This is a genomic window from Cryobacterium lyxosi (assembly GCF_004403345.1).
Lineage (GTDB): Bacteria > Actinomycetota > Actinomycetes > Actinomycetales > Microbacteriaceae > Cryobacterium > Cryobacterium lyxosi.
On the sequence record NZ_SOGT01000001.1, the window covers coordinates 13,751 to 36,237 of the forward strand.

The window sequence follows — 22,487 nt, forward strand, 5'->3', positions numbered from 1 at the left end:
CTGCGGTCCGGCAGCGAGGATGCTGCTTAGCCCCACCCCTCGGGTTCAGTGAGCACGATCAGCGAAGTGACGCAGCGATCTCCGTCGCGACCAAAACCTTCATCGTGCTTCTCCTGAGTCTCGGCACGAGTCTCAGCGAGTAGATACCCATCACGCTAGTGACACCCACCGACAGTGCGGTGGGTCAGGGAGCGAAACCTCCCGGTAATGGCCTCAATGCGCCTGACCGACCCGGCCAGCCCGATGAAAAATGATTCTTACCAGCGACTTTTCTGGGAATAAGTTTGGCCATGTGCACATCGTAAGAAATTTATACCGCTTTTAGCGACCGTGTGGTGATGAAATAGAAGCATGCGGCGATTGATGTACGAGGCCCAGCGAGCGCTGGCATCGCCGGTGCGCAATCCGCGGATGGCGACAGTGATCGGGCGGCTGCTCGGCGCCGCTTTTCTGATCTGCTTCGGCACCGGCCTGTACAGTCATTTTTTGCAGGAACCCCTCGACTGGATGCGATTTGCGACGCGACCGGAGTTTCTGTACCAGGTGACGCAGGGCACGCACATCATCGCGGGAATCGCCTGCTTTCCCCTGTTGCTGGCCAAGCTGTACATCGTTTTTCCCAACCTGTTCGCCTATCCCCCGGTACGCGGGCTCGTTCATTTTCTGGAACGGGCCTCGATCGCCCTTTTTGTGGGCGCCTCGCTCGTGCAGATCACGATGGGGCTGCTCAACACTTTTCAGTGGTATCCGTGGCCGTTTCCGTTTCGGCAGGTGCACTTCGCGCTCGGCTGGGCGCTGATCGGGTTGCTGGTTATACATATCGGGGTGAAACTCCCGATGATCACTCGGTACTGGAGCAAGGGGTCCCTAGACAGCGAGCATCCGGAAGACGTGTCCTCGGTCGATCGGGCTTCCAACGCGGAGGCCGTGCGATTGTGGGGCAGCAGCCGGCCCGGCGGCGTGACCGGGCGCGTACTCGATTACATCGACGCGACGCCGCGCACCCTGACCAGCAGCGTCAGTCGGCGCGGATTCCTCACGACGGTCGGCGTGGCCACCACTGCCGTCGTGGGCCTGACCGCTGGCCAGACCTTCACGCCGCTGAACGCGGTCAACCTGTTTGGGCCGCGCAAGAAGGGCGTCGGCCAGCAGGGCGTTCCGGTGAACCGCACGAGCGAGCAGGCCAAGGTAGCGGATGCCGCCCTGGCCGCGGGGTGGACCCTCACCGTGGCGGTGGCCGGCACCGAACGCTCCTTCACCCGTTCCGAGTTGCTGGCGCTGCCGCAGACCGAGGTTCAGCTTCCGATCGCCTGCGTCGAGGGCTGGAGCCAGATGGCCCACTGGCGCGGCGTGCGATTGAGCGACCTGGCCGACTTGTTGAGCGCCGACCCGGACACCTCGTTTCGTCTGATCAGCCTTGAAGAACGCGGCAGCTTCAGCAAAACCCAGATGGGCCGCGAGTATGTGCGGGACCCGCTCACCCTCGTCGCGCTCGAACTAAACGGTGAGACGCTCGACCTCGAGCACGGGTATCCTGCGCGCATGATCGCGCCGGGCCGCCCCGGCGTACTGCAGACCAAATGGCTCAGCCGAATCGAGGCGATCTGATGACGACGAGTAGGACGGGGCTGAATCCCCCGCCGGCCGGAATCCCGGCGTCGACCAGCCGACGGATGCGCAGCATCCGCCTGGCTCTGCTGGGTCTCGGTGTGCTGTTGCTTGCCTGGGGCGCGTTTGTGATGTTCGATTCGGTACGGCTAACCCGCATACCGGGGGTCGCACTGTGGATTGCGGCGGCGATTGTGCTGCACGATGCGATTCTGGCGCCGATCGTGTTCGCGTTCGGGATCGCGCTTCGGCGTGCCGGTCGGCGCGTAACCGGCACGGTCATTGCGATCGTTCAAGGCGCAATAGTGGTCGGGTCGATCGTGTCGCTGATCGCGGTGCCGACGCTCGTAGCGAAGAATTTCGCACCCGCGAATCCGACCGTGCTCCCGCTGAATTACGGACTGAACCTTGCGATCTTCTGGCTCCTGCTGGCCCTGGTCACCGTGGGGCTGTCGGTATGGGCGTTCCTGCGCTGGCGTAGCCCGGTCGAGGCCTTCCCGGACGACTCCGGGCGGTGACGTGTCGAGCTCCGGGCCCACCTTGTGGCCGTGGGCCAAGTTTATAGACTGGGCCCACGGACGGGGCCCGGGCCCCGTTCGTGGGTGCAGGATGGCAGCTAGGAGCGGGCCAGGCGGGCGAAAGAACGGCCGCCTCTGGTCCATTCGGCGACCTGCACCAGTCCGACCTTCGCGGCCCGACGACACAGGGCGCTGACGCCGAGTTCGGCCCACGGGAACGCGTCGCTCGTGTGTCCGGCGGCGTCGTGCAGGGTGCCTTCGTAGGCGAGGTCATGCTCGGGGTCGCGGTGCACCTCAACGACGAGCACACCGTCGACGGCGAGCAACGACGCGCATCGGTCGAGCAGGGCGTCGGGATCACCACCGATGCCGATGTTGCCGTCGACGAGCAGCAGGGTCGCCCAGGTTCCCTCCAACGGAATGTCGTCGAAGACGGAGCGTTGCAGAACGGCGAGACCGGCCGCGAGGGCGATTCGCACGGCGGTCGGCGAAACGTCGATTCCGAGGGCGCTGAGTCCCGCGTCGACGGCGGCTTGAATCATGCGGCCCGGTCCGCAGCCAATGTCGAGCACCGGTCCGGCAGCCCCGTCGAGCAAGGAATGGTCGATCGGATCGGCTCCAGCGCTCCAGCGCCCGGCGTGCATTGTCGACACGCGCATCGGCGTGCCCGGGTCGGCACCGGCCCGATTGCCGTGGAGGTAGAGCACGTTGTCGTCGCTCTGCAACGCCTGGGCATACGGTTCGGACCCGCCAGCTCCGAACGTGCTCGGGCGGCGAAAGCGTTCCGCGGTCGCGCGGTCCACGTTTTCGACTGTTCCGTTTGCCCACTGCTCCCACAGACGAGGCGACACGAGGGTCACGAGCGCGCCCCGCTCAGGGCTGTGGGCAGAAAATCGGCGTTCTGCAGGCGAGCGGATGCCCGCACCCCCGCGAAAGCTCGCGCGAAGCGCGTGCGGGGGGCGACCGAGGCGACGGTGTGAGCATCCGTTATGGTGTCGATATCGGTGAGTGTCGGCAAGAGGCGCACGCTGAGCCCGGCCTCGTCGAGGCGTCGCAGCTGGTGGGCACCGGTGTCGGAGCGGCTCATCGGGACACCCCGGAGCAGCGTTCCACTCGGGCTTTTCAAAGCGAGCGCCCAGAAGCCGCCGTCGTCGGCCGGGCCGAACCAGGCATCCGTTTCGTCGCCCCAGTCCGTGAATACGGGGGCGAGCAGCTCAGCACTGACCTGGGGGGTGTCCATTCCGAGCAGCAGAGTGGGCTCGGCGAGGGTGTCGAAGATGGCAGCGAGGCGTTCGTCAAGGCCTCCAGTGCTCTGCGGCAAAATTTCCCACGCGGAGGCCTCCACCGGCGCAGTCACGCCATCAAACGCCAGAATGTAGCGCGTTGCCGGCAATTGTGACGCAACGGCGAGAGTGTCAGCGAGGCTGGCGGCGGCGAGTTCAGCCGCCTGCTCGAGCGAGAGCGGCGGGTGCAGCCGGGTCTTGACTTTGCCGGGCAGGCATTCCTTGGCAATGACGACGATCGCGGTCATGAGCGGGCCTCGTTCCGGATGCTGGGGTCGATGTTGGCGGCAGCGGCTGGTCTTCTGTAATTGGTACTGAGCAGCGCGGACATGTCTTTGATGGCGGTGAGAGTGCCGCGCACGGTTCCGGTCACTTTGCTGCGGCCGACGCGCGGCGCGTAAGGGGTATCGACTTCACGGATACGCCAGTTGGCCGCTGCGGCACCCAGAAACATCTCCAGCGGATACCCGCTACGGCGATCGATGAGGTCGAGGGCGAGAAGGTGGTCTCGGCGCGCCGCTCGCATAGGGCCAAGGTCATGAATATTCACACCTGTTGTTCGGCGCAGTCGCCAGGAAAGATAGGTATTTGCTAGACGGGCGTGCGGAGGCCAGGCGTTGCGGGTGGTGGGGCGGCGGCGCCCAAGCACGAGATCAGCCTCGTCAGCGCTGATCGGGTCGACCACGAGCGGCAGGTCGCGGGGGTCCATCGAGGCGTCGGCGTCGCAGAATGCCACGATCGGAGCCGTGGCCGCCAGGAGACCGGCGTGGGCAGCGGCACCGAATCCGCGGCGATTTTCGTGCACGACCTGTGCGCCGAGACTACGGGCGATTGCGGCCGATCCGTCGGTCGAGCCGTTGTCGACAACGATCGCGCGGTAGCCGACCGGCATGCGTTCGAGAATCCACGGCAGGGCCTGCGCCTCGTTCAGGCAGGGCAACACAACGTCCACCCGGAAATTGATCATTAGGCGAACTTAGGCGGGATGTCTGGGTGTGCGGGGTGAAAAAGATTACGAAACACGGAAAAAAGCTGGGGAACCCGTGTGGAGAGTGTTCCTCGGCGGGCGGATGACAGTGCCGGGTGGGCGCGAAACACTGGCGCCACCCCGGCGACCGAGCCCCGGTTCCAAATTCGAGCTCGCCCCGGTCCGTTCCGAAGGCAAAGGCATCCGCCTGGCTGGTGCGCGCGCGGCGGCGGCGCGCCTAGTCTGGGGGGGTGCCCCCCACCCAACATTTTGCGCCGCCCCAAACGGATGCCCTCGCTGGCCGCCGCGTGCTCGTCATCGAGGACGACCCGATGGTATCCGAGGTGGTCGGGCGGTACCTGCGCGCCGCCGGATTCGTCGTGGATGAAGCCACCGACGGGCTCGCCGGCCTGCGTCAGGCCGAAATCGCCCTGCCCGATCTGGTGGTGCTGGACCGTATGCTGCCGCTGATGGATGGTATCGAGGTGTGCCGGCGGATCCGCGTGAACTGGGGCGCGTTACCGGTGATCATGCTGACCGCGCTCGGCGAAGAGGAACACCGCATCGAGGGCCTCGAAGCTGGCGCTGATGACTATCTGGTCAAGCCGTTCTCGCCGCGGGAACTCGTGCTGCGGGTGGAGTCGGTGCTGCGACGAAGCAACACCGAGTACATTCCGGAGGGGATTCTCGATGTCGGCGACTTCTCGCTCAACCTGGCCGCGCACGATATTCGACTGCGCGGCCAGCCGCTCGTGCTCACCGCCCGCGAGTTCGATCTGCTCGCCTACCTCATCTGGCGGCCGTCGAAGGTACTGACCCGCGAGGAGTTGCTCCGTTCGGTCTGGGGTTGGGAGTTCGGCGACCTGTCCACGGTGACCGTGCACGTGCGGCGGTTGCGGGAGAAGATCGAGGCCGACCCGGCGCATCCGCTTCTCGTCACGACGGTGTGGGGGGTCGGATACCGGTTCGATCCGGTTCCGCTCGGCGCCAGCGAAAGCAGCGTTGATGAAAGCAGCGTTGACGAGAGCAGCGTTGACGAGAGCAGCGTTGACGAGTTGACGAAGGGTCTCGATGAGCGCTGAGATGTTTGCGACCGTCGTTGGCATCGCACTCGGGTGCGCGCTCGTCGTGGGGGCGCTCGCCCTGCTGACACTGCGCCTGCTGTCGCGGGGGTCGCTCGTGATTCAGGTGGTCATTGTCGCGTTCGCGACCATTGTGTCGGTGGTCAGCGGAACGTCTGCGGTGGCGTCGCTGATGTATATCTCGGCGCACGACCTGAACATGTTCTATACGGTGGCCGTCGTCGCCGGGATCGTGTCGCTCGTGATGGCCGCGGTGCTGGGGCGCTCACTTGCGCGCGACAACCAGTATTTTCGGGCCGCGGCAGCAAGCATCGGCCGCGGCGAAGCTGTCACATCCCCGGAGCGGCATACGAGTACGGAGTTCGCCTCGCTCGCGGGGGAACTGGCCGAGACGGCCGATCGACTGACCGAATCCCGCAAGCGGGAGGAACGCATGGAGGCGTCCCGCCGTGAAATTGTGGCGTGGATCTCGCACGACCTCCGCACGCCCCTCGCCGGTATTCGCGCCATGGCCGAGGCCCTCGAAGACGGCATGGCGCCAGACCCCCAGCGCTACTACGTGCAGATCCGTGGGCAGGTCGACCGGCTCAGCGGCATGGTCGATGACCTGTTCGAGCTGTCCAAGATCCACGCCGGAACCCTCCAGCTCCACCTCGAACGGGTCGCCCTGTATGACTTGATCAGCGACACAATCGCCGATCTCGCGCCGGTCGCCCTCGCAAAATCCCTCCACCTGCGGTTCGAAGGCGAGCGCGGTCTCACGCTGCAGGCGGATGCCCGCGAGCTCGCCCGCGCGGTCGGTAACCTGGTCATGAACGCTATTCAGCATTCCCCGGCCGGGAGCGCTATCGTCGTCTCGGTCACCGCGCACGTCGACGGGCGGGCGGTGATCTCGGTCGTCGATGCGGCCGGAGGTATTCCCGAGCGGGACCTTGGCCGGGTGTTCGAGGCCGGCTGGCGAGCGAGCGAGCCGCGCACCGCGTCCGGGGCCGGCGCCGGCCACAGCAGCGGTGCCGGGTTGGGCCTTGCGATCGTCGAGGGAATCGTGCGTGCACATGCTGGGCAGGTGACCGTGACCAATGTTGAGAACGGATGCCGGTTTGAGCTGCTGTTGCCGCAGCATCCGCTGGCGTGACGGGGTTGGTTGCTCAGTCAGGAAAACGAGGTGCGGCGCACCCGGGCCCGCCCGAAAAAATGAGCGGCAGCCTGTGAAAATCCCCCCGGCTTGCATGAATCGGCCGCCGAGCGCACGCGCGGGGCTCGGTCAGGGACGCACTGCTGCGCGCAGCGGAGCCGTGGCGAACTCGCGCATACCGTCTTCGAACGAGACCTGAGCCGACCAGCCGAGTTCGGTGCGCAAGCGCTCGGAGGACGCGGTGATGTGCCGCACATCGCCGAGCCGATACTGCCCGGTCACGATCGGAGCCAGGCTGCCCGCCGTAGCAGCAGCGAGGGCGGTGGCCATGTCACCGATGGTGTGCACGATTCCGCTGCCCACGTTGAATGGGCGCACAGCTCCGGAATGCGCGGATCCCTCCCAAGCGGTGAACTCCAGCGCGGCCACGTTGGCCGCGGCAACATCTCGCACATGCACGAAGTCGCGGCGCTGGCGCCCGTCTTCGTAGACCCGCGGGGCCTCACCGCGCTCGATCGCCGACCGGAACAGTGACGCAACTCCCGCGTAGGGCGTATTCTGCGGCATGCCCGGACCATAGACATTGTGGTACCGCAGGGCGGCAACGCGCCCGCCGGTCGATCGAGCCCAGGCCCTGGCGAGGTATTCCTGGCCAAGTTTGCTGCTCGCGTAAACGTTGCGCGGGTCGAGCGGATCAGTTTCAGTCACCAATACGGGTTCGAGCGCCTGCCCGGTTTCGGGATCGACGGGGTCGAAGCGTCCGGCGTCGAGGTCGCTCGCGAGGCGCGGGCCCGGCCGGGTGGGTCCGTTCGGACCACGGTAGCTGCCCTCGCCGTAGACCACCATGGACGAAGCCAGAACCAGGCGAGAGATGCCACTCTCGGTCATCGCGGCCAGCAACACCGCCGTTCCTACCTCGTTGCTGTGTACATAGTCGGGGGCATCGGCAAAGTCGACGCCGAGGCCTACCTTGGCGGCTTGGTGGCACACCACGTCGATGCCGGCGAGGGAGCGGGCGACCGTGGCAGGGTCGGTGACATCGCCGTGCACGAACTCCACACGCGGGTCCAGCCCCGCCGGCCGAGCGTTCCCGGCCCCGAACCCACGTTCCGAACCCGGAACGTGGGGAAGCACCGAGGCAGGGCCGTGCACGTCGGCGCGCAGGGAGTCGAGCACGCGCACCGTGTAGCCGTGGGCAAGAGCGGCATCGACGATCGCGGACCCGATGAAGCCTGCGCCCCCGGTGATGAGCACGACGGTCATGCGATCTCCGATGCCACGCCACGTGCCAGCACGGCGTCGACCTCGGCCGGGTCGATGAGCTCGCGCGGGACGAAGTCCGTCGGCAGGGCACGCAGGATCCCGTCGATCGCGGCCAGGATGCGTGGCTGGGCGTCGCGCAGGCGACGGAACACGGCCGACGCGGTGACGGCATCCGTCTCGCTGGAGGTTGTGATGACAAACGGCGTGGGGCTGCCGGAATCAGCGGCGTCAGCGGCGGCGACCGGGGCTAGGCCGGCGTCGGCGTCGGTTACGAACGACAGGTTGACCGTGGCCATGTTGAGTTCGCCGGCCAGCACGATCTCGGGGTAGGCGGTCATGTTGACGATGTGCGCGCCGATCGACCGGAACCAGATCGACTCGGCCCGGGTCGAGAACCGCGGGCCCTGAATGACGACGACGGTTCCGGTCGGCGCGAAGTTCTCGCCGAGATCCTCGAGCGCGCGTACGGCATAGCCGCGCAGCGACGGGTCGAACGGGTCGGCGGCGGAGAGGTGCTGCACCGATTCCCGGTCGTAGAACGTGTCGGGGCGACCGCTCGTGCGGTCGATGAACTGGTCGGTGACCACGAGCAGCCCCGGCGCGTACTCCGGAGTGACGCCGCCGACGGCCGACGAGGAGATGATCGCGCGCACTCCGATCGAGGCGAGAGCCCAGATGTTAGCGCGGTAGTTGATCCGGTGCGGAGCGACACTGTGGCCACTGCCGTGCCGCGGCAGGAACGCGACGCGGCGACCGGCGCGCAGGCCGATCGTGACCAAAGCGGTTCCGTAGGGCGTCTGCACCTGGTGCGTCACGGCGCCGGATGGGTCGATGAGTTCGTAGAGTCCGGAGCCGCCGATCACGGCGATCTCTGCCCGGGCGGTTGGGTCGGCCACAGGGTCAGCCACAGAATCGACCACGGGGTCGACTATCGAGGCAGTCGGGTCAAGCGTCACAAGCGGCTCCCAAGCGGGTTACAAGTCGAGTGTTCAGTGTGCCATTGAAAGCTGCATGCCCCGGAAGCCCGCCGCGGCCACACAGGCACCTCACACGTTCCGGGCCTGGGCCCCGTCCCCGGGCCCAGGTTATAAACTGGGCCCACGGTCCGGGCCCGGGCCCCGTCCACGGAGAGCTAGTGCGTGTAGACGCGGATCGAGGACGCCAGCGGCCCGGGCGGGTTGAGCGCGAAGGACGACAGCACCCCGTCCCCGGAATAGTCCACGAGCGCCCAGAGTTTCAAACCACCGCTCACGACGTAGGTCGCTCCGCCAGACACCGGCACCGTGGCGCTGGATCCGGCGTCGATCTGGAGGTCGACCGGGGTGCCTTGGGTGGGCGTGAGGGTGAGTGCGGCATCCTCTGCCCCGCCGTTGACCAGGTGCAGGGTTGGCGATGGACCGGCGGCCACGGCTACGGTGAAGGAACCGGCCAGCGGTGCCGAGGCAGAGAACCAGCCGAAGTCCTTTCCGCCGGCACTGTCGGTGGCGGTGCGCGCGGCCGCGACGATCGGCTCGTCGGAGCGCAGGTGCACGGAGAAGCTGCCCACGGCCAACGGCGCCAGCGGAATCTCGGTGGCGATGCCGGGTTCGACGTCCACCTGGGTCGACGTTCCCTCTGTAGAGCCATCGGCACTCGTCACTCCGATCTGCACCGTCGCCGCGTTGGAGCCCGGCACAAATACCCGAATCGACGGGGTGTCAGCGTTGAAACCCTCGCCCGTCGTGACTGTCTCAGCGCTGACGGCCGCCATCACGCGCACCCCGGCAATGATCTGGTTGGTGGCGGGCGTCGCGGTGACGCCGACGATCTCGACTCCGCCCGGTTCGATACCCTGAATACTGCTCTGCTCCAGTGACGCAGCCACCTGGCCGCCGCGCGATGACACCTGCAGCACGGGCGACTTCAGGTTCGGCGCGAGGCCGGCCAGTGAGATGACCCGCTGCTCACCCGGCTGCACCAGAATGCCGGTCGCTCCGGGCGCGTCAACGGGGCCGCTCTCGCCGAAGACCATCACGTCGACGGTCGCGAGCACGGGGGTCGGGTTGCTCAGCAGCAGCAGGCTGGTGCTTCCGATATCGGTCGACCCCCCGACGATCCAGCTATCGCTGACCGCTTCAGCGCAGGCAGCGACGGCGAGTCCGCCAATGGTGTCGGTGGCGGCAACCTGCGACTGGCTGCCAGCCACCAATGGCGGCACGGTGGCACCATTCTGCACGGGAACGGTCAACACCAACGGCGGCTGACGACCGTTCGAATCATCGACCGCGGTGATCTCGGTCACCTGCGGCCGAATCTGTTCCAGCGACGCCGCATCAACGGCGCCATACACAGCGGATGCCGCCCCCACACTCGACGCGGACTGCGCCTGCGTCGAGTCCTCGGCGAGGGTCAAAAGCGGCCCGGGGCAGACCCGCTGTTGCTCGCTCGGCAGGGGCAATATCTCGCTGGATTGCGGGCCGCGTTCGATAGTCGGCAGGGTGACGAGCGTGGCTGCGCCGAGCGTTGCAACGACGACGGCGATGCCGACGAGGCCGAGCACACCGCGTCCGGCCCGGCCGCCGATGCGGGCAAGTTGGCTCTTATCGGGCATTGTCGTCCTCCACGGAATCGGCGGTGCCACCATCAGGTGCTTCCAGTTTGGTGCCGACGCCGGTCTCCCGGTCTACCGCGAGGTCGGCTTCGAGGTCGGTGCCGAGCGGCACGTCCCGGTCGGTATTCAGGTCAGACGCAACCGAGCCCTTTCCCCGCCGCACCCGTTTGGGCTTCTGTTTGGCGTCAGCGCGGGCCGCCCGGCGTATCGCGTCCCGATTAGCCTGCCGCACAGCTTCACGGCCGGCGCCGATGGGCAGCGACAACAGCACCGCGCTTCCCACTACGGCGAAGGCGATGAGCAGGGTTACAAACCCGAAGACGCCGCCGGCGCGAGCCGGTATGGGCGTGGACGCCGCAGTATCCGTTTCACCGAACTGCCACAGGCGGCCGAACTCGGTGTCGCCGACCGGAGCGAGCGCCGAGTTGCCATCGAGGGCGGTTTCGGTGCGCAAGGCGGTGTCGGCGGCGTCGATGCTGGAACCGGCCGGCTGTAAGACGATAAAGCGGATGCCCAACTCGGCCAGGTCCGCGCTGGCGTCGCGTCCGCTGCGTGAAGCCAGGTTGCCGGCAAGCTCCGCGAGCATTTTCTCACGGACGCTGAGGGTCTGGTCCGTGCTGTCCAGAGTGGATTGTTGGTTCAGGGTGGCGCCAACGCCGCGCTCTATTGACGCAAGCAGGCCGCCGTCGGCCTGCGGGGTGAGCTTGAGCGTGCCGACCCGGTTGTCGATCTGGGCTTCAGCGGCGACGAAGGCCGGCTGGGTCTGTCCGGTTCCCTCGCGCACGACCGCGGTGCCGACGTGGAGTGAACCAATGAGCGGGAGTACCACCACGGCCAGGGCGAGGGCTGCGACAACGCCGGGCGTCGAGGCGAACCGGCGCAGCGAGCGCAGACCGATAATGAGGGCCCCGATCAGGCCGAGCCAGTACAGGCTGAGGCCCGCACCTGACCAGACGCGCACCGGTTCGGCTCCGATCGCGGCGAGCACGAGCTGGTTGGCGACGAGGGCTGTGCCCAAGCCGAGCAGCGCGACCAGCCAGGCGCCGCTGGCCAGGCGCGCGCCGGGCAGCAGCAGCGCCAGCAGGGCGAGCACGGCCAGAGGCGCGAGCAGGATGGGCACGAACAGTTGCGGGTCGAAGCCGACGATCCCGAACCGGTCGAGCACAGCCGCCCAGCCGTCGGAGCCGGGCAGCCCGAGCAGCAGTTGCAGGGTGGGGGCGTGCCCGCTGGGCACGGGCAGGCCCGGGTCAGCGACGAGGGCCAGCCAGTCCCCGCGCAGACCCCGGTCGAGAATGAGCGGCAGCGCCAGAGCGAGCGCCGGCATCGGAATACCAATGAAGCGCATCACCCGACGGCCGGCCAGGGCCACGCTGAACAGCCAGCCCACGAGCAGTGCCGGGGCCAGCGACGGCGCGCAGGCCGCAACGGCAGCGAACAGCAGGGCAGCAGATGCCGACGCCGACCAGGTGCGTGCGGCGGCGAACCAGGCGAAGAACAGCCAGGGCAGCAGCAGGTGCACGAGAATCGCGGCGGGGCGTCCGGTGGCGAGGGCGATCAGGAACGTCGGGGCCAGCACCCAGAGGGCTGCGGCCAGGGCCCGCAGGCTGCCGCGGTCGGTCAGTCGGGTTGCGGCCATCCACGCGCCGATTGCTGCGAGCGGAAAGGCCAGGGCGTAGACCAGCACGAGCGCGAACGAGGGCGACCAGAACGCGATCGAGCCGAGCACGGCCACGACCGCGGCAAAGGGGTCGGCCGCTCCGACGAAGCCGAGTCCGAGGTCGCGCCAGCCGTAGCCGACGCTCGCCCACAGTTCGGGCAGGCTCGGTGAAAGCGGCAATAGGCCGCCGCCGGTCAGGGTGTCGGCGCCGAGCAACGGCACCATCATGATGATTCCCACAACGGCCGCGGCCAGCATGGTCCAGGCGCCGCCGCCGGAGAAGAATCGAATTTCGGGCCGTTCGCCGTGCAGGCCGAACAGGCTCGCCTCACGCTTGAGCGCGTGCCGTCGGCGCACTTCCGCTGAGGGAACCCGCAGGGTCGCAATGGCATCCCAGCCGAGAGTTCGGGTCCTGGCGAAGGAACGGCGGGCATTGCCAACGCGCGTTCCGTTGAAAGCGGCGCCGAATGCCGCAGCGAATTCACCGACAATCGCGCCCGGTTCTTTGCGCAGCAGTTGCCCGATCGATCGGAGAAAGGCGAGCGGCAGTAGAGACAGCCAGTGAAAAACCAAGGTCCAGGCCGGAGCATAGACCAGGCGGCGATGCAGTTGGGCCGAGCGTTCGGCCCGTACCCGACGGCGACGGAGGCGCCCCCGCGAGGACTGGTTTGGTCCGGCAACACCGTCACCGGCCGATGCCACACGAGCAGCCGGTACGACCGACACCCGATACCCGGCCAGGCGCACGCGCACGCAGAAGTCGAGCGAGTCGTCCACGGTCGGCAGAGCCGGGTCGAATCCCCCGAGCTGTTCCCAGACCATGTGGCGCACGAGCAGACCGCCGGCGCTGACGGCGAGCACGTCGCTCAGGCCATCGTGTTGGCCCTGGTCGAGTTCGCTCTCGACCAGGGTGACGGTGGTACCGGTCGGCGTCATCGACTCACCGAAGTTGTGGATATATTCACCGGCGATCCACTCCATCGCCTTGGGTCCGGCGACGGCTACCGAAGGGGCGATCTCGAGTGCGTCAACGAGCACCTCAAGCGCAGTCGGATCGGGCGCGCTGTCCTGGGCGAGCAGCCAGAGCAGCTCGCGATCGTGCGTGGGCGGCGGCGTCACGCGCACGGCGGCAGCGATCGCCTGTCCAAAGTGCAGATCGGCGTCGGCGGCAATGAACTGCGTCGGCCCGAATTCGGCGAGCAGTTGCGCGGTCGCATCGCTTGAGCCGCAGTCAACGGTGATGACAATGTCGGGTTTACGGGTCTGTAGCGACAGCGCCTTGAGAGTTCGCTCAAGGTGTTTCGCGCCGTTTCGGGCGACAAGGATGGCGGTGACTCTCGGTTGCATAACAGAACCAGCCTAGGTCGGGATCGGCGGGCGGCCCTGAACCGAGAGGGCGCGCCTCGAATATTGGCTGGGCGGATGCCGCAATTTCCGTTCACACACCGCGTCGCGACAACGGTCCGATCAGGAATCCGCTTGGGCAGGCCGAGCGTGACCCGACGAGCGAACGCTAAGCGCGCTTACGCAGTTTGCGGCGCTCGCGCTCGGACAGGCCGCCCCAGATGCCGAACCGTTCGTCATTACCGAGCGCGTACTCGAGGCACTGGTTACGAACCTCGCAGCCGGAGCAGATTTTCTTAGCGTCGCGCGTGGAACCGCCCTTTTCAGGAAAGAACGCCTCGGGGTCGGTCTGCGCGCAAAGCGAGTCGGCCTGCCAGGCCAACAGGTTTTCGTCACCGAGATCTTGTCGTATTCCCGGAACACCGAGGGTGACGGGGTCAACGAACCAGTCCTCTGGTACTCCGGAACGATAGTCAGGTATAGCCATATCGTCTCCCAGCGCTCGCTCCGCACCGTTTAGTGCTGTACCTAATTACACCGGTGTAATTCGATAACGTCAAGTCGCGGATCGTAAACCCTCAATACGGGCTAGAGGGTTACGACGCGCCGACGGTGACGACGAATTCGCACGTTCGAGGGCAGCAAGCGTGATGCAATGTTGCGAACGTAGCACGATCAGGCCCGGAGTCGGCGTGTCGCTGCCCTCAGTGCACGAAGGCGCGCGAGGAATCCCAGGCGCTCTGCACCATCTGCTCGAGGGTGTGGCTCATGCTCCAGCGCAGATCACGGGCCGCCAGCGCGCCGGAGGCCACGATGCGATCCGGATCACCGGCGCGGCGCGGGCCGATCTCTGGCACGAAGTCGATACCGGTGACTCGGCGCACGCTCGCCATGATTTCACCGACCGAGACGCCGTCGCCACTGCCGAGGTTGTAGACCGGCTCGATCGCGTCGCCGGCGTCGAGACGGCGGGCTGCGGCGACGTGCGAGAGCGCAAGGTCGGCCACGTGGATATAGTCGCGCACGCAGGTCCCGTCGGGCGTGGCATAGTCGTCGCCGTTGATGCGCGGGATGCGCCCATCGAGCAGCGCGGCGAAGATCAGAGGAAAAAGGTTGTGCGGGCTGGTATCGCACAGGGCGAGGTCACCGGAGCCGACGACGTTGAAGTAACGCAGCGAGGTGTGGCGCAGCCCGGTTGCGACGGCCTGATCGCGCAGCAGCCATTCGCCGATCAGCTTGGATTCGCCGTAGGGCGACTCCGGGTTCTTCGGTGTGTCTTCGGTGACGAGGTCCGTGCGCGGCGTGCCGTAGACGGCAGCGCTCGATGAGAACACGATACGGTCGATCTCAGCCGAGTTCATGGCGGCGAGCAGCGTGGCGGTCGCCGTCACATTCTGTTCGTAGGTGTGCAACGGTCGCTGCACCGAGACGCCGGCGTACTTGAATCCGGCAACATGCACGACGCCGCTCACGTGATGCTCGTGAAAGGCCTGCGACAGTGTTCCACCGTCGAGCACATTCGCCCGTATGAACGGGACCCCGGCCGGCACAAACGACTCGTGGCCGCTCGAGAGGTCATCGAGCACGACCACGTCGAGGCCTTCAGCCTGGAACGCACGCACCACGTGGGATCCGATGTAGCCCGCTCCGCCGGTTACCAACCATGCCATGACGCCCCGTTCGTTCGTGCGACACTCGGGTGCGCCACCGCTACAGGCTAGCGCCAGCGAACCGTGGCATCGTACTCGTCGGCCATCAGGGGTGTTCTCCGGCTATAGCCATCGCGCCGAATGGCGCGAATCGTGCCGAGAATAGCGGTGACGGCGAGGGCTGTGAGGAGGAAAAAGAGAATGAACATGGCAGAAATTCTATGAATTGTGCTTTTCTGCCGCGAGTGTCAGAGTCGTCACTGTTTGATACATTCCTGCCAATTTTGACGAGAGGATGCTCATGCTCCAGAAAATCGTCTGCGTCACCCTCCCGGGTCTGGCGCCGTTTGAATTCGGTGTGATCTGCGAGGTGTTCGGTATCGATCGCAGCGCCCAGGGCGGGCCATCCTTCGACTTTCACGTCGTGGCCGCCGAACCCGGACCGATCCGCACCAAGATCGGCTTCGATATCGTCGTGCACGACAACCTGTCAGCCGCGGTCGATGCCGACCTCATCGCCATTCCCGGCTACGAAAAAGGCGAGCCCGTCGACCCGCGCGTGCTGCAGGTGGTACGCGACGCTGAAGCCCGCGGCGCCTGGGTGCTCAGCGTCTGCAGCGGTGCATTCGTGCTCGCCCAGGCCGGCATCCTCAATGGCCGCCGCAGCACCACCCACTGGATGTACACCGACGCCCTCGCCCGCTCGTTCCCCGAGACGACCGTCGACCCCGATGTTCTGTTCGTCGACGACAGCCACGTCGTCACCGGGGCCGGCACCGCCGCGGGCATCGACGCCGCGCTGCACATCGTGCGCACCGAACTCGGCGTGACGGCCGCCAATGTCATCGCCCGCCGCATGGTCGTGCCGCCGCAGCGCGACGGCGGGCAGTCGCAATACATCGAAGCATCGGTCGTCGACTGCCAGAACGAATCCTTCGCCGCCGTCACCGAGTGGATGCTGCGCCACCTCGACCAGGACTTGCCGGTCGACCTGCTCGCCCGCAAGTCGCTCATGTCGCCGCGCACCTTCGCGCGCCGGTTTCGTGCCGAGCTCGGCACGACGCCCACCCGCTGGCTCAACCGGCAGCGGCTGCTGCGGGCGCAGGAACTGCTCGAAGACTCCTCGCGCAGCCTCGAAGCAATCGCCGTCGATACCGGTTTCGGCGGAGCCGCCGTGATGCGTCACCACTTTCTGCAGGTGCTGCACACCACCCCTACCGCCTACCGCCGGGCCTTCGGCGCCCGCAGGGTCGGCTAGTCGATCGGGCGTGCTGGTATTCGTCGAGAACCGGGCTACGCGCCGGGCATCGCGAGAAAGACCTCGCCGGTGCCGGCAAACGTCAGGGTGCCCTCATCCGGCGTGATGTATACGGCCTGGCCGTGCTTGAGCGGTCGCGACGACGCGCCGCCCGCGATCAGAAATCCGCCGGCCGTGCAGATCGCGATGGCCGGGCCGGTGAGGGTGACCTGTCGCATCGTGACGGGCGCCGGCGACGCGGCGTCCGCATCCGCGTGAATGCGCACGAGCTCGAAGTCGGCAACCCCGGGCCGATACCGTGAAACGCCATCCGCGAGAATAATCGGAGCGAGGAGCGGCGACGTCGCCGGAGTGAAGTCGAGCACCGCGAGCAGCTCCTCGATGTCGATGTGTTTGGGGGTGAGCCCGCCGCGCAACACGTTGTCGGAGGCGGCCATCACCTCCACGCCGAGTCCGGACAGATACGCGTGGATGCTGCCGGCCGGCAGATACAACACCTCACCACGCTTCAGGGAAACCCGGTTCAGCAACAAAGCGAGCACGATTCCGGGGTCGCCGGGGTACTCGGCGGCGAGCACGCGCACCGCCGCCAGCTCATTCGCGTAGCCGATGATTGCTCCCCCGCCGGCTAGGAACTTAGCGTGCTCGGCGAGCAGGACCACCCGTTCGACCAGCCATTTCACCTCGCCGGAGTCGCCTCCGCGGCCGTCACGCAACAGCCAGTCCACGGTGTCGCGCAGGCCCTCGGCCAGGTGCTGCTCGAGCAGGTCGATGGCGGCGGCCTGCGGGTTCTCGTTCGCGAGGTCGAGCAGGCGCAGCTCGGCGATGATGCCGCGCACCTCGGCGAGCGGGCGGAACCCGCAGAGCGCTTCGAACGTGTCGCTGAGCGCAAAGAGAAGTTCGGGCTTGTGGAAAGGGTCGCGGTAGTTGCGGTTGCCGGCGTCGACGGCGATTCCGGCCTCGTTCTCAAGCGCGAACCCCGCACGGGCCTGTTCGGTCGTCGGATGCGCCTGCAGCGACAGCGGGCGTCCCGCGGCCAAAATCTTCAGGAGGAACGGCAGGCGCGGGGCAGTCGTGGCCGCCGTGGCCGAGCCGGCGGTATCCGCTTGACGCGTCGCCCAATCCGCTCCGAGTGCCACCGCCGGCGAAGCCGCGATCCAGCCAGCGAGGTCGGTGGAACCGCCCGCCTGCTCCGCATCCTCGATCACCGAGGGAGAGCCGGCGTGGGCGCCGAGCCAGAGCTCGGCCTCCGGCCCGCCCGACGGCGTATGACCGAGCAGATCGGCGATGGCGCGTGTGGAGCCCCAGGCGTAATCGCGCGGGGTATTGGTGATGCCCACAAACATTTTCGGCTCCTTCGTACGCTGTTTAGACCAAACTACCAACCGACTTCAATCATCCAGCCAACGACCCTAGGCTGACAGCTAGACCGGTTGCGTATCGACCGCCTATTTTGCAACGGAGCATCCATGACCTTTGAGCTACTCGGCAGCGACATCTTCGGCTATGAAAACCTTCTCACCGCGCCCGAGCAGGAGGCCATCCTGAAGCTGCGCGCCTACCTCGACCAGGAGATTCGCCCCATCGCGAACGGATGCTGGGAGCGCGCCGAATTCCCCGCCCAGATCATCAAGCCGCTCGCCGAACTCGGTGTGTACTCCTTCGGCTGGGACGAAACGAAACCGTTTACGAATTCGGCCGTGTTCCGTGGCTTCGCGGCGTTGGAACTGGCGCGAGTGGACGCATCCGTTGCCACCTTCGTCGGCGTGCAGAACGGCCTGTCGGCCGGGTCGATTGCGGCCTGCGGCTCCGCCGAGCAGCGCGCCGAGTGGATTCCGCGCCTCGCCTCGGGCGAGATCGTGGGAGCGTTCGGGCTGACCGAGCCGCTCTCCGGCTCCGATGCGGCGCAGGGCCTGCGCACCACTGCCACCCGCACGGGCGACACCTGGACCTTGAACGGCGCCAAGCGCTGGATCGGCAACGCCACCTTCAGCGACGTGACCATCATCTGGGCCAAGGACACCGCCGACAACCAGGTCAAGGGCTTCATCGTTCCCACCGACACCGCCGGCTACTCCGCCACCAAGATCGAGGGCAAGATCAGCCTGCGCACGGTGCAGAACGCCGACATCACCCTGACCGACGTGGTCGTGCCCGAGAGCCTGCGCCTGCAGAACGCCAATTCGTTCAAGGACACCGCCAAGGTGCTACGAGCCACGCGCGCCGAGGTGTCCTGGGCTGCCGTCGGCAATGCCATCGGTGCCTACGATGCGGCCGTGGCCTATTCGAAAAAGCGCGAACAGTTCGGCAAAGCCATCGGAGGTCACCAGCTCGTGCAGGATCTGCTGGTGAAGAGCCTCGGCAACATCACCGCGAGCCTCGGCATGGTCGTGCGGGTATCGCAGCTTCAAGACGAAGGCGTGCAGCGCGACGAGCACTCCGCGCTGACCAAGGCCTATACGACCAGCCGTATGCGGGAGAGCGTGGCGTGGTGCCGCGAGCTGTTCGGAGGCAACGGCGTGACCCTCGAGTACAACGTGGCTCGGCACTTCGCCGACGCCGAGGCCATCTACTCCTACGAGGGAACCCAGGAGATGAACACCCTTATCGTGGGCCGCACCATCACCGGCCAGGCCGCCTTCGTCTGAGCTGATGCCAACGGCCCCGAACCCACGCGCGGGGGTGCGCCCGGGCCCCGGCGCGGGATACGGTGTCGGAATGAGACCACAGCAGCGCGGCTCGGCGTGACCACCGACCAGGGGCTCGACGCGATCGTCGTCGGATCCGGCCCGAATGGCCTTGCCGCCGCCGTCACCCTCGCCCGCGCTGGCCTCAGGGTGCGCGTCTACGAGCGCAACCCGCAGATTGGCGGCGGGGCGGCGACCGCCGAACTCACCCTGCCCGGGTTCCGCCATGACGTGGGGAGCGCCGTGCATCCGCTCGCGCTCGCCTCCGAGTTCTTTCAGAAGTTCGGCCTCAAGGACCGCATCGAACTTAGAGTTCCCGAGATCTCCTTCGGGCATCCGCTGCCCGGCGGCCGCGCCGGCGTGGCCTGGCAGGATATCGAACGCACTGCCGCCGGCCTCGGGCGCGACGGCCTGGCCTGGCTGCGGCTGCTGGGGCCGCTCGTGCAGAATATCAACGCCATCGCCGAGCTCACCGGGGATGCGCTGCTGCGCGTACCGCGGCATCCGCTCATGCTGGCTCGCTTCGGGCTGCGCACCCTCGAGCAGGGCAGCCCGGCCTGGAACTGGCGCTTTTCCGGCGTGACCGCGCCGGCGCTGCTTACCGGAACGTTCGCCCACTCGATCGGGCGGCTGCCGAGCCCCTCCACCGCTGGCGCCGGGCTCACCCTCGCCGCGCACGCGCACGCCGGAGGCTGGCCCATTCCGATCGGAGGGAGCGGCGCCATCGTGCAGGCTCTCGCCGACGATCTGCTCGCGCACGGCGGCGAAATCGTGACGGATGCCGACATCACCAGCCTGAAAGAGCTGCCGCCGGCCCGCATCGTGCTGCTTGACGTGACGCCGCGCGCCCTCGTCGACCTCGCCGACGGGGCATTGCCCGCTCGCTACGCGGCATCGCTCAGGAGCTTTCGCTACGGCAACGCGGTCGCCAAGGTGGATTTCGCGCTCTCCGAACCGGTTCCCTTCACCGCGACCGCCCTGCGGCGAGCGCCGACCCTGCACGTGGGCGGCACCCGCGCCGACCAGGCCCTCGCCGAGAACGCCGTCGCCCGCGGACGGCACGCTGAGTTCCCCTACGTGCTCGCCGCGCAGCCGAGCATTCTCGACGCCACGCGCGCTCCCGCCGGAAAACACACACTCTGGGCCTACACGCATGTGCCGGCGGGCTCCACCCACGACCAGACCGAGCAGATCACCCGGCAGATCGAACGCTTCGCCCCGGGATTTCGCGACACCATCCTCGCCTCCTACAGCCAGACCGCCGCGCAAATGCAAAACCACAATCCCAATCACGTGGGCGGTGACATCGCGGCCGGAGCGATCAGCATGACCCAGCTCGTGCGCCGCCCGGTGCTCTCCGGCGACCCGTGGCGTACCCCACTCGCCGGTGTCTACCTGTGCTCCTCGTCGACTTCTCCCGGCCCGGGCGTGCACGGCATGTGCGGCTACCGCGCCGCCCTGAGCGCCCTGGCCCACGAATACAACGTCGTTGACCCACCCGATCTCACACCCCACAAGGGCAACTAAGGTCCATCCCGCTGCCGAGTCGACCACGAAACGTCACGTGCCGCGCATAACTCCTGCAATTTCTCTCTGCTCGGGAAAACACCCCCGTAATTCCGGGCACGTCGTGTGAACACCAAAGGGAATTGCAGGAGTTATGCGCCTTCGCCCGTAGAGACCAGCCTGATCGGGGGCCGCTCATCGACCCCTCAGCCACCCCGAAACCCCCTGCGCATCCACTTGTGCCAAGACCAACCCCAAGAAGTCCCGATGCCCGTGAACGATCACACCCTCGCCTGTCTCCCCGAACAGGTCTTCGCGGCGCGTACAAAGCGGATGCCCCGCGCGCCTGAGCGAAGACGCCTCCGCCGACCGAGCCCGCCTCGATCCCACTCCCCTGAACGGCCTGACCATCGGCTACCGCAAAACGGAGCCCTCCGCCGCCTCGTCCACCGGACCGAGGGCCACGCCGACCAGCGGCGCGGAACCCGGCGCACCAACACCGGTAATCTGAAACCATGTCCGCCGTGCAGAGTCGCCTCGCCATTCGACTCTTCGCGACCTTCGTCTGGTTCACCGTTCTGGCCGGCCAGTTCTGGCGCAACCTCGGCGGCTGGTGGGGCTTCGGCGCCATCGCCGTGATCGTGGTCGTCGGCAGCATCATCGGCCTCAGCACCCAACGCGCCAATGCCCGCAATCGCGTCGCAGTGAACGCCGCAGCATCAGACGACACCCCCACCGACCGCGACATTGCAAGAGGCCACACCTACCAGGCGGCGCTGGCCCCGCCCCTGAACTGGCGCAAGTTTCCCAAGACCATCACCGCGTTTTTACTGTTGGCCACCCTGTCGATCGCGTGGTCGTACTACCCGGGGGCATCCGCTCTCGGAATCACCCTGCAACTCATCACTACCTTGGCCGCTCTGTTTCTGGCCGTCACCCTCACCTGGCCGGAGCTGCTGCGCACCCTGGCCGCCGCGCTGCGTTGGGTGCTCGCGCTGAGCCTCGTGTTCGAGCTGTTCGTGGCCGTTGTCGTACAACACGAAGTGCTGCCGTTCTTCGTCGATTACGGCACCGACGACGTGCCGAACGCGTTCTACTGGAGCCGGGGCCTGCTGCTGAATGGCGGCCCGATCGAGGGCATCGTCGCGAACCGCAACCTGCTCGGATTCATCGCGCTAACAGCCGTCATCGTCTTCATCGTGCAGCTGCGAGCCCGCACCGTCAGGCGCAACTCCGGCCTGGTCTGGCTGGCGCTTGCCGTCGGCATGCTGCTGCTCACCCGCTCGGCCACGGTCACCGTGTCGCTCGTCGCGGTCGTCGCCGCCCTGGTCTTCGCGCTCTGGGCCAGACGGGTGCACGATCAGCACCGACGGCCGCTGTATGTCGTGGCGGCGGCATCCGTTCTGGCGGTGGGAGCAGCCCTCGCGCTGTTCTCCTCGCAGCTGTTCGGGTTGCTTGGTCGCAGCGACGACCTCACCGGCCGCTTCGATATTTGGGCCAGCGTCACCCAGCTCGCCCTGGAACGACCGGTGTTCGGCTGGGGCTGGGTGAGCTACTGGGTGCCGTGGGTGGAACCGTTCAACGACCTCGCCGTGCGCAAGGGCGTCACCTACCTGCAGGCGCACAACGCCTGGCTTGACGTGTGGCTGCAGCTCGGCATCGTCGGCGTGGTTCTGTTCGCCGCGCTGGTCGGCTCGACCCTGTGGCGGGCCTGGTTTCTCGCCGTCGACCGGCCCCGTCTCGGCGTGAAAGACACCGAACCGTTCGCCGTGTCGGCCCTGTTGCCGCTGCTGCTGCTCGCCGCGCTGATCGCGCAAAGCATCGCCGAAAGCCGACTGCTGATCGAGAGTGGCTGGGTGATTCTCATCGTGCTGGCCGTGGTCACCAAGCGGCAGCAGCACGCGCCAAGGCCGATGCCCTGACGCCAGCGCGGTAAATTA

General features: G+C 67.0%; 19 protein-coding genes. 8 read left to right on the plus strand and 11 right to left on the minus strand.

All coding sequences use genetic code 11. The annotated features are described in order from the left end of the window. The first annotated feature begins 351 nt into the window (after positions 1–351). Together E3T27_RS00060 and E3T27_RS00065 are read left to right on the plus strand one after the other, a co-directional pair. The gene (locus E3T27_RS00060) at positions 352–1,608 is read left to right on the plus strand and encodes a molybdopterin-dependent oxidoreductase (RefSeq protein ID WP_134571176.1); all 1,257 of its coding nucleotides are present in this window, start codon (positions 352–354) and stop codon (positions 1,606–1,608) included. After that, positions 1,608–2,126 carry a hypothetical protein gene (locus E3T27_RS00065; RefSeq protein ID WP_134571177.1) on the plus strand — a complete coding sequence of 173 codons (519 nt, stop codon included), beginning with the start codon at positions 1,608–1,610 and terminating at the stop codon, positions 2,124–2,126. The genes E3T27_RS00060 and E3T27_RS00065 overlap by 1 nt, the downstream gene beginning before the upstream one ends. A 98-nt stretch (positions 2,127–2,224) precedes the next feature. Here E3T27_RS00065 and E3T27_RS00070 read toward each other — a convergent pair whose 3' ends face one another. From E3T27_RS00070 to E3T27_RS00080, 3 genes are read right to left on the minus strand one after another with little or no spacing between them, the layout of a single operon-like run. After that, the gene (locus tag E3T27_RS00070; protein WP_134571178.1) at positions 2,225–2,929 is read right to left on the minus strand and encodes a class I SAM-dependent methyltransferase; all 705 of its coding nucleotides are present in this window, start codon (positions 2,927–2,929) and stop codon (positions 2,225–2,227) included. A gap of 53 nt (positions 2,930–2,982) precedes the next feature. Next, positions 2,983–3,657 (minus strand): TIGR04282 family arsenosugar biosynthesis glycosyltransferase, encoded by a 675-nt coding sequence (locus E3T27_RS00075; RefSeq protein WP_104196560.1) that lies wholly within the window; start codon positions 3,655–3,657, stop codon positions 2,983–2,985. Then, complete coding sequence (locus tag E3T27_RS00080; protein ID WP_134571179.1) at positions 3,654–4,376, minus strand: glycosyltransferase family 2 protein; 723 nt, start codon at positions 4,374–4,376, stop codon at positions 3,654–3,656. The genes E3T27_RS00075 and E3T27_RS00080 overlap by 4 nt, the downstream gene beginning before the upstream one ends. Before the next feature lie 251 nt (positions 4,377–4,627). Between E3T27_RS00080 and E3T27_RS00085 the strand changes: the two genes are divergently transcribed. Continuing rightward, a complete protein-coding gene (locus E3T27_RS00085; protein WP_241992043.1) occupies positions 4,628–5,458 on the plus strand; it encodes a response regulator transcription factor in 831 nt (276 codons plus the stop codon). After that, positions 5,448–6,593: a sensor histidine kinase gene (locus E3T27_RS00090; protein WP_134571180.1), complete on the plus strand. Its 1,146-nt coding sequence runs from the start codon at positions 5,448–5,450 to the stop codon at positions 6,591–6,593. The genes E3T27_RS00085 and E3T27_RS00090 overlap by 11 nt, the downstream gene beginning before the upstream one ends. Before the next feature lie 129 nt (positions 6,594–6,722). On the opposite strand, the gene E3T27_RS00095 is transcribed toward E3T27_RS00090, so the two are convergent. From E3T27_RS00095 to E3T27_RS16365, 7 genes are all read right to left on the minus strand, one after another. Beyond that, entirely contained in the window at positions 6,723–7,856 is a 1,134-nt protein-coding gene (locus tag E3T27_RS00095) for an NAD-dependent epimerase/dehydratase family protein (protein WP_134571181.1), read from the minus strand. Next, positions 7,853–8,776 (minus strand): MTAP family purine nucleoside phosphorylase, encoded by a 924-nt coding sequence (locus E3T27_RS00100; RefSeq protein ID WP_134571285.1) that lies wholly within the window; start codon positions 8,774–8,776, stop codon positions 7,853–7,855. The genes E3T27_RS00095 and E3T27_RS00100 overlap by 4 nt, the downstream gene beginning before the upstream one ends. Before the next feature lie 212 nt (positions 8,777–8,988). Further along, on the minus strand, positions 8,989–10,446 hold the full coding sequence (locus E3T27_RS00110; RefSeq protein WP_134571182.1) for a DUF5719 family protein: 1,458 nt from the start codon (positions 10,444–10,446) through the stop codon (positions 8,989–8,991). After that, complete coding sequence (locus tag E3T27_RS00115; RefSeq protein WP_134571183.1) at positions 10,436–13,450, minus strand: glycosyltransferase family 2 protein; 3,015 nt, start codon at positions 13,448–13,450, stop codon at positions 10,436–10,438. Before E3T27_RS00115 ends, E3T27_RS00110 begins: the two co-directional genes overlap by 11 nt. Before the next feature lie 166 nt (positions 13,451–13,616). Continuing rightward, positions 13,617–13,934: a WhiB family transcriptional regulator gene (locus E3T27_RS00120; RefSeq protein ID WP_104127507.1), complete on the minus strand. Its 318-nt coding sequence runs from the start codon at positions 13,932–13,934 to the stop codon at positions 13,617–13,619. A 217-nt stretch (positions 13,935–14,151) separates the two neighbouring features. Next, positions 14,152–15,117, minus strand: a complete 966-nt coding sequence (gene galE, locus E3T27_RS00125; RefSeq protein WP_104196553.1) for a UDP-glucose 4-epimerase GalE — start codon at positions 15,115–15,117, stop codon at positions 14,152–14,154. A gap of 47 nt (positions 15,118–15,164) precedes the next feature. Beyond that, complete coding sequence (locus E3T27_RS16365; protein ID WP_158251855.1) at positions 15,165–15,305, minus strand: hypothetical protein; 141 nt, start codon at positions 15,303–15,305, stop codon at positions 15,165–15,167. 92 nt (positions 15,306–15,397) lie between these two features. On the opposite strand from E3T27_RS16365, the gene E3T27_RS00130 reads away from it, so the two are divergent. Further along, positions 15,398–16,354, plus strand: a complete 957-nt coding sequence (locus E3T27_RS00130; protein WP_134571184.1) for a GlxA family transcriptional regulator — start codon at positions 15,398–15,400, stop codon at positions 16,352–16,354. Positions 16,355–16,389: 35 nt separating this feature from the next. Here the strand turns inward: E3T27_RS00130 and manA are convergent, their stop codons facing one another. Beyond that, on the minus strand, positions 16,390–17,700 hold the full coding sequence (gene manA / locus E3T27_RS00135; protein WP_134571185.1) for a mannose-6-phosphate isomerase, class I: 1,311 nt from the start codon (positions 17,698–17,700) through the stop codon (positions 16,390–16,392). Positions 17,701–17,823: 123 nt separating this feature from the next. Between manA and E3T27_RS00140 the strand changes: the two genes are divergently transcribed. From E3T27_RS00140 to E3T27_RS00150, 3 genes are all read left to right on the plus strand, one after another. Beyond that, entirely contained in the window at positions 17,824–19,002 is a 1,179-nt protein-coding gene (locus tag E3T27_RS00140; RefSeq protein ID WP_134571186.1) for an acyl-CoA dehydrogenase family protein, read from the plus strand. Positions 19,003–19,098: 96 nt separating this feature from the next. After that, entirely contained in the window at positions 19,099–20,568 is a 1,470-nt protein-coding gene (locus tag E3T27_RS00145; protein ID WP_134571187.1) for a phytoene desaturase family protein, read from the plus strand. A 494-nt stretch (positions 20,569–21,062) separates the two neighbouring features. Then, the gene (locus tag E3T27_RS00150) at positions 21,063–22,469 is read left to right on the plus strand and encodes an O-antigen ligase family protein (RefSeq protein ID WP_241992044.1); all 1,407 of its coding nucleotides are present in this window, start codon (positions 21,063–21,065) and stop codon (positions 22,467–22,469) included. Positions 22,470–22,487 lie beyond the last annotated feature (18 nt).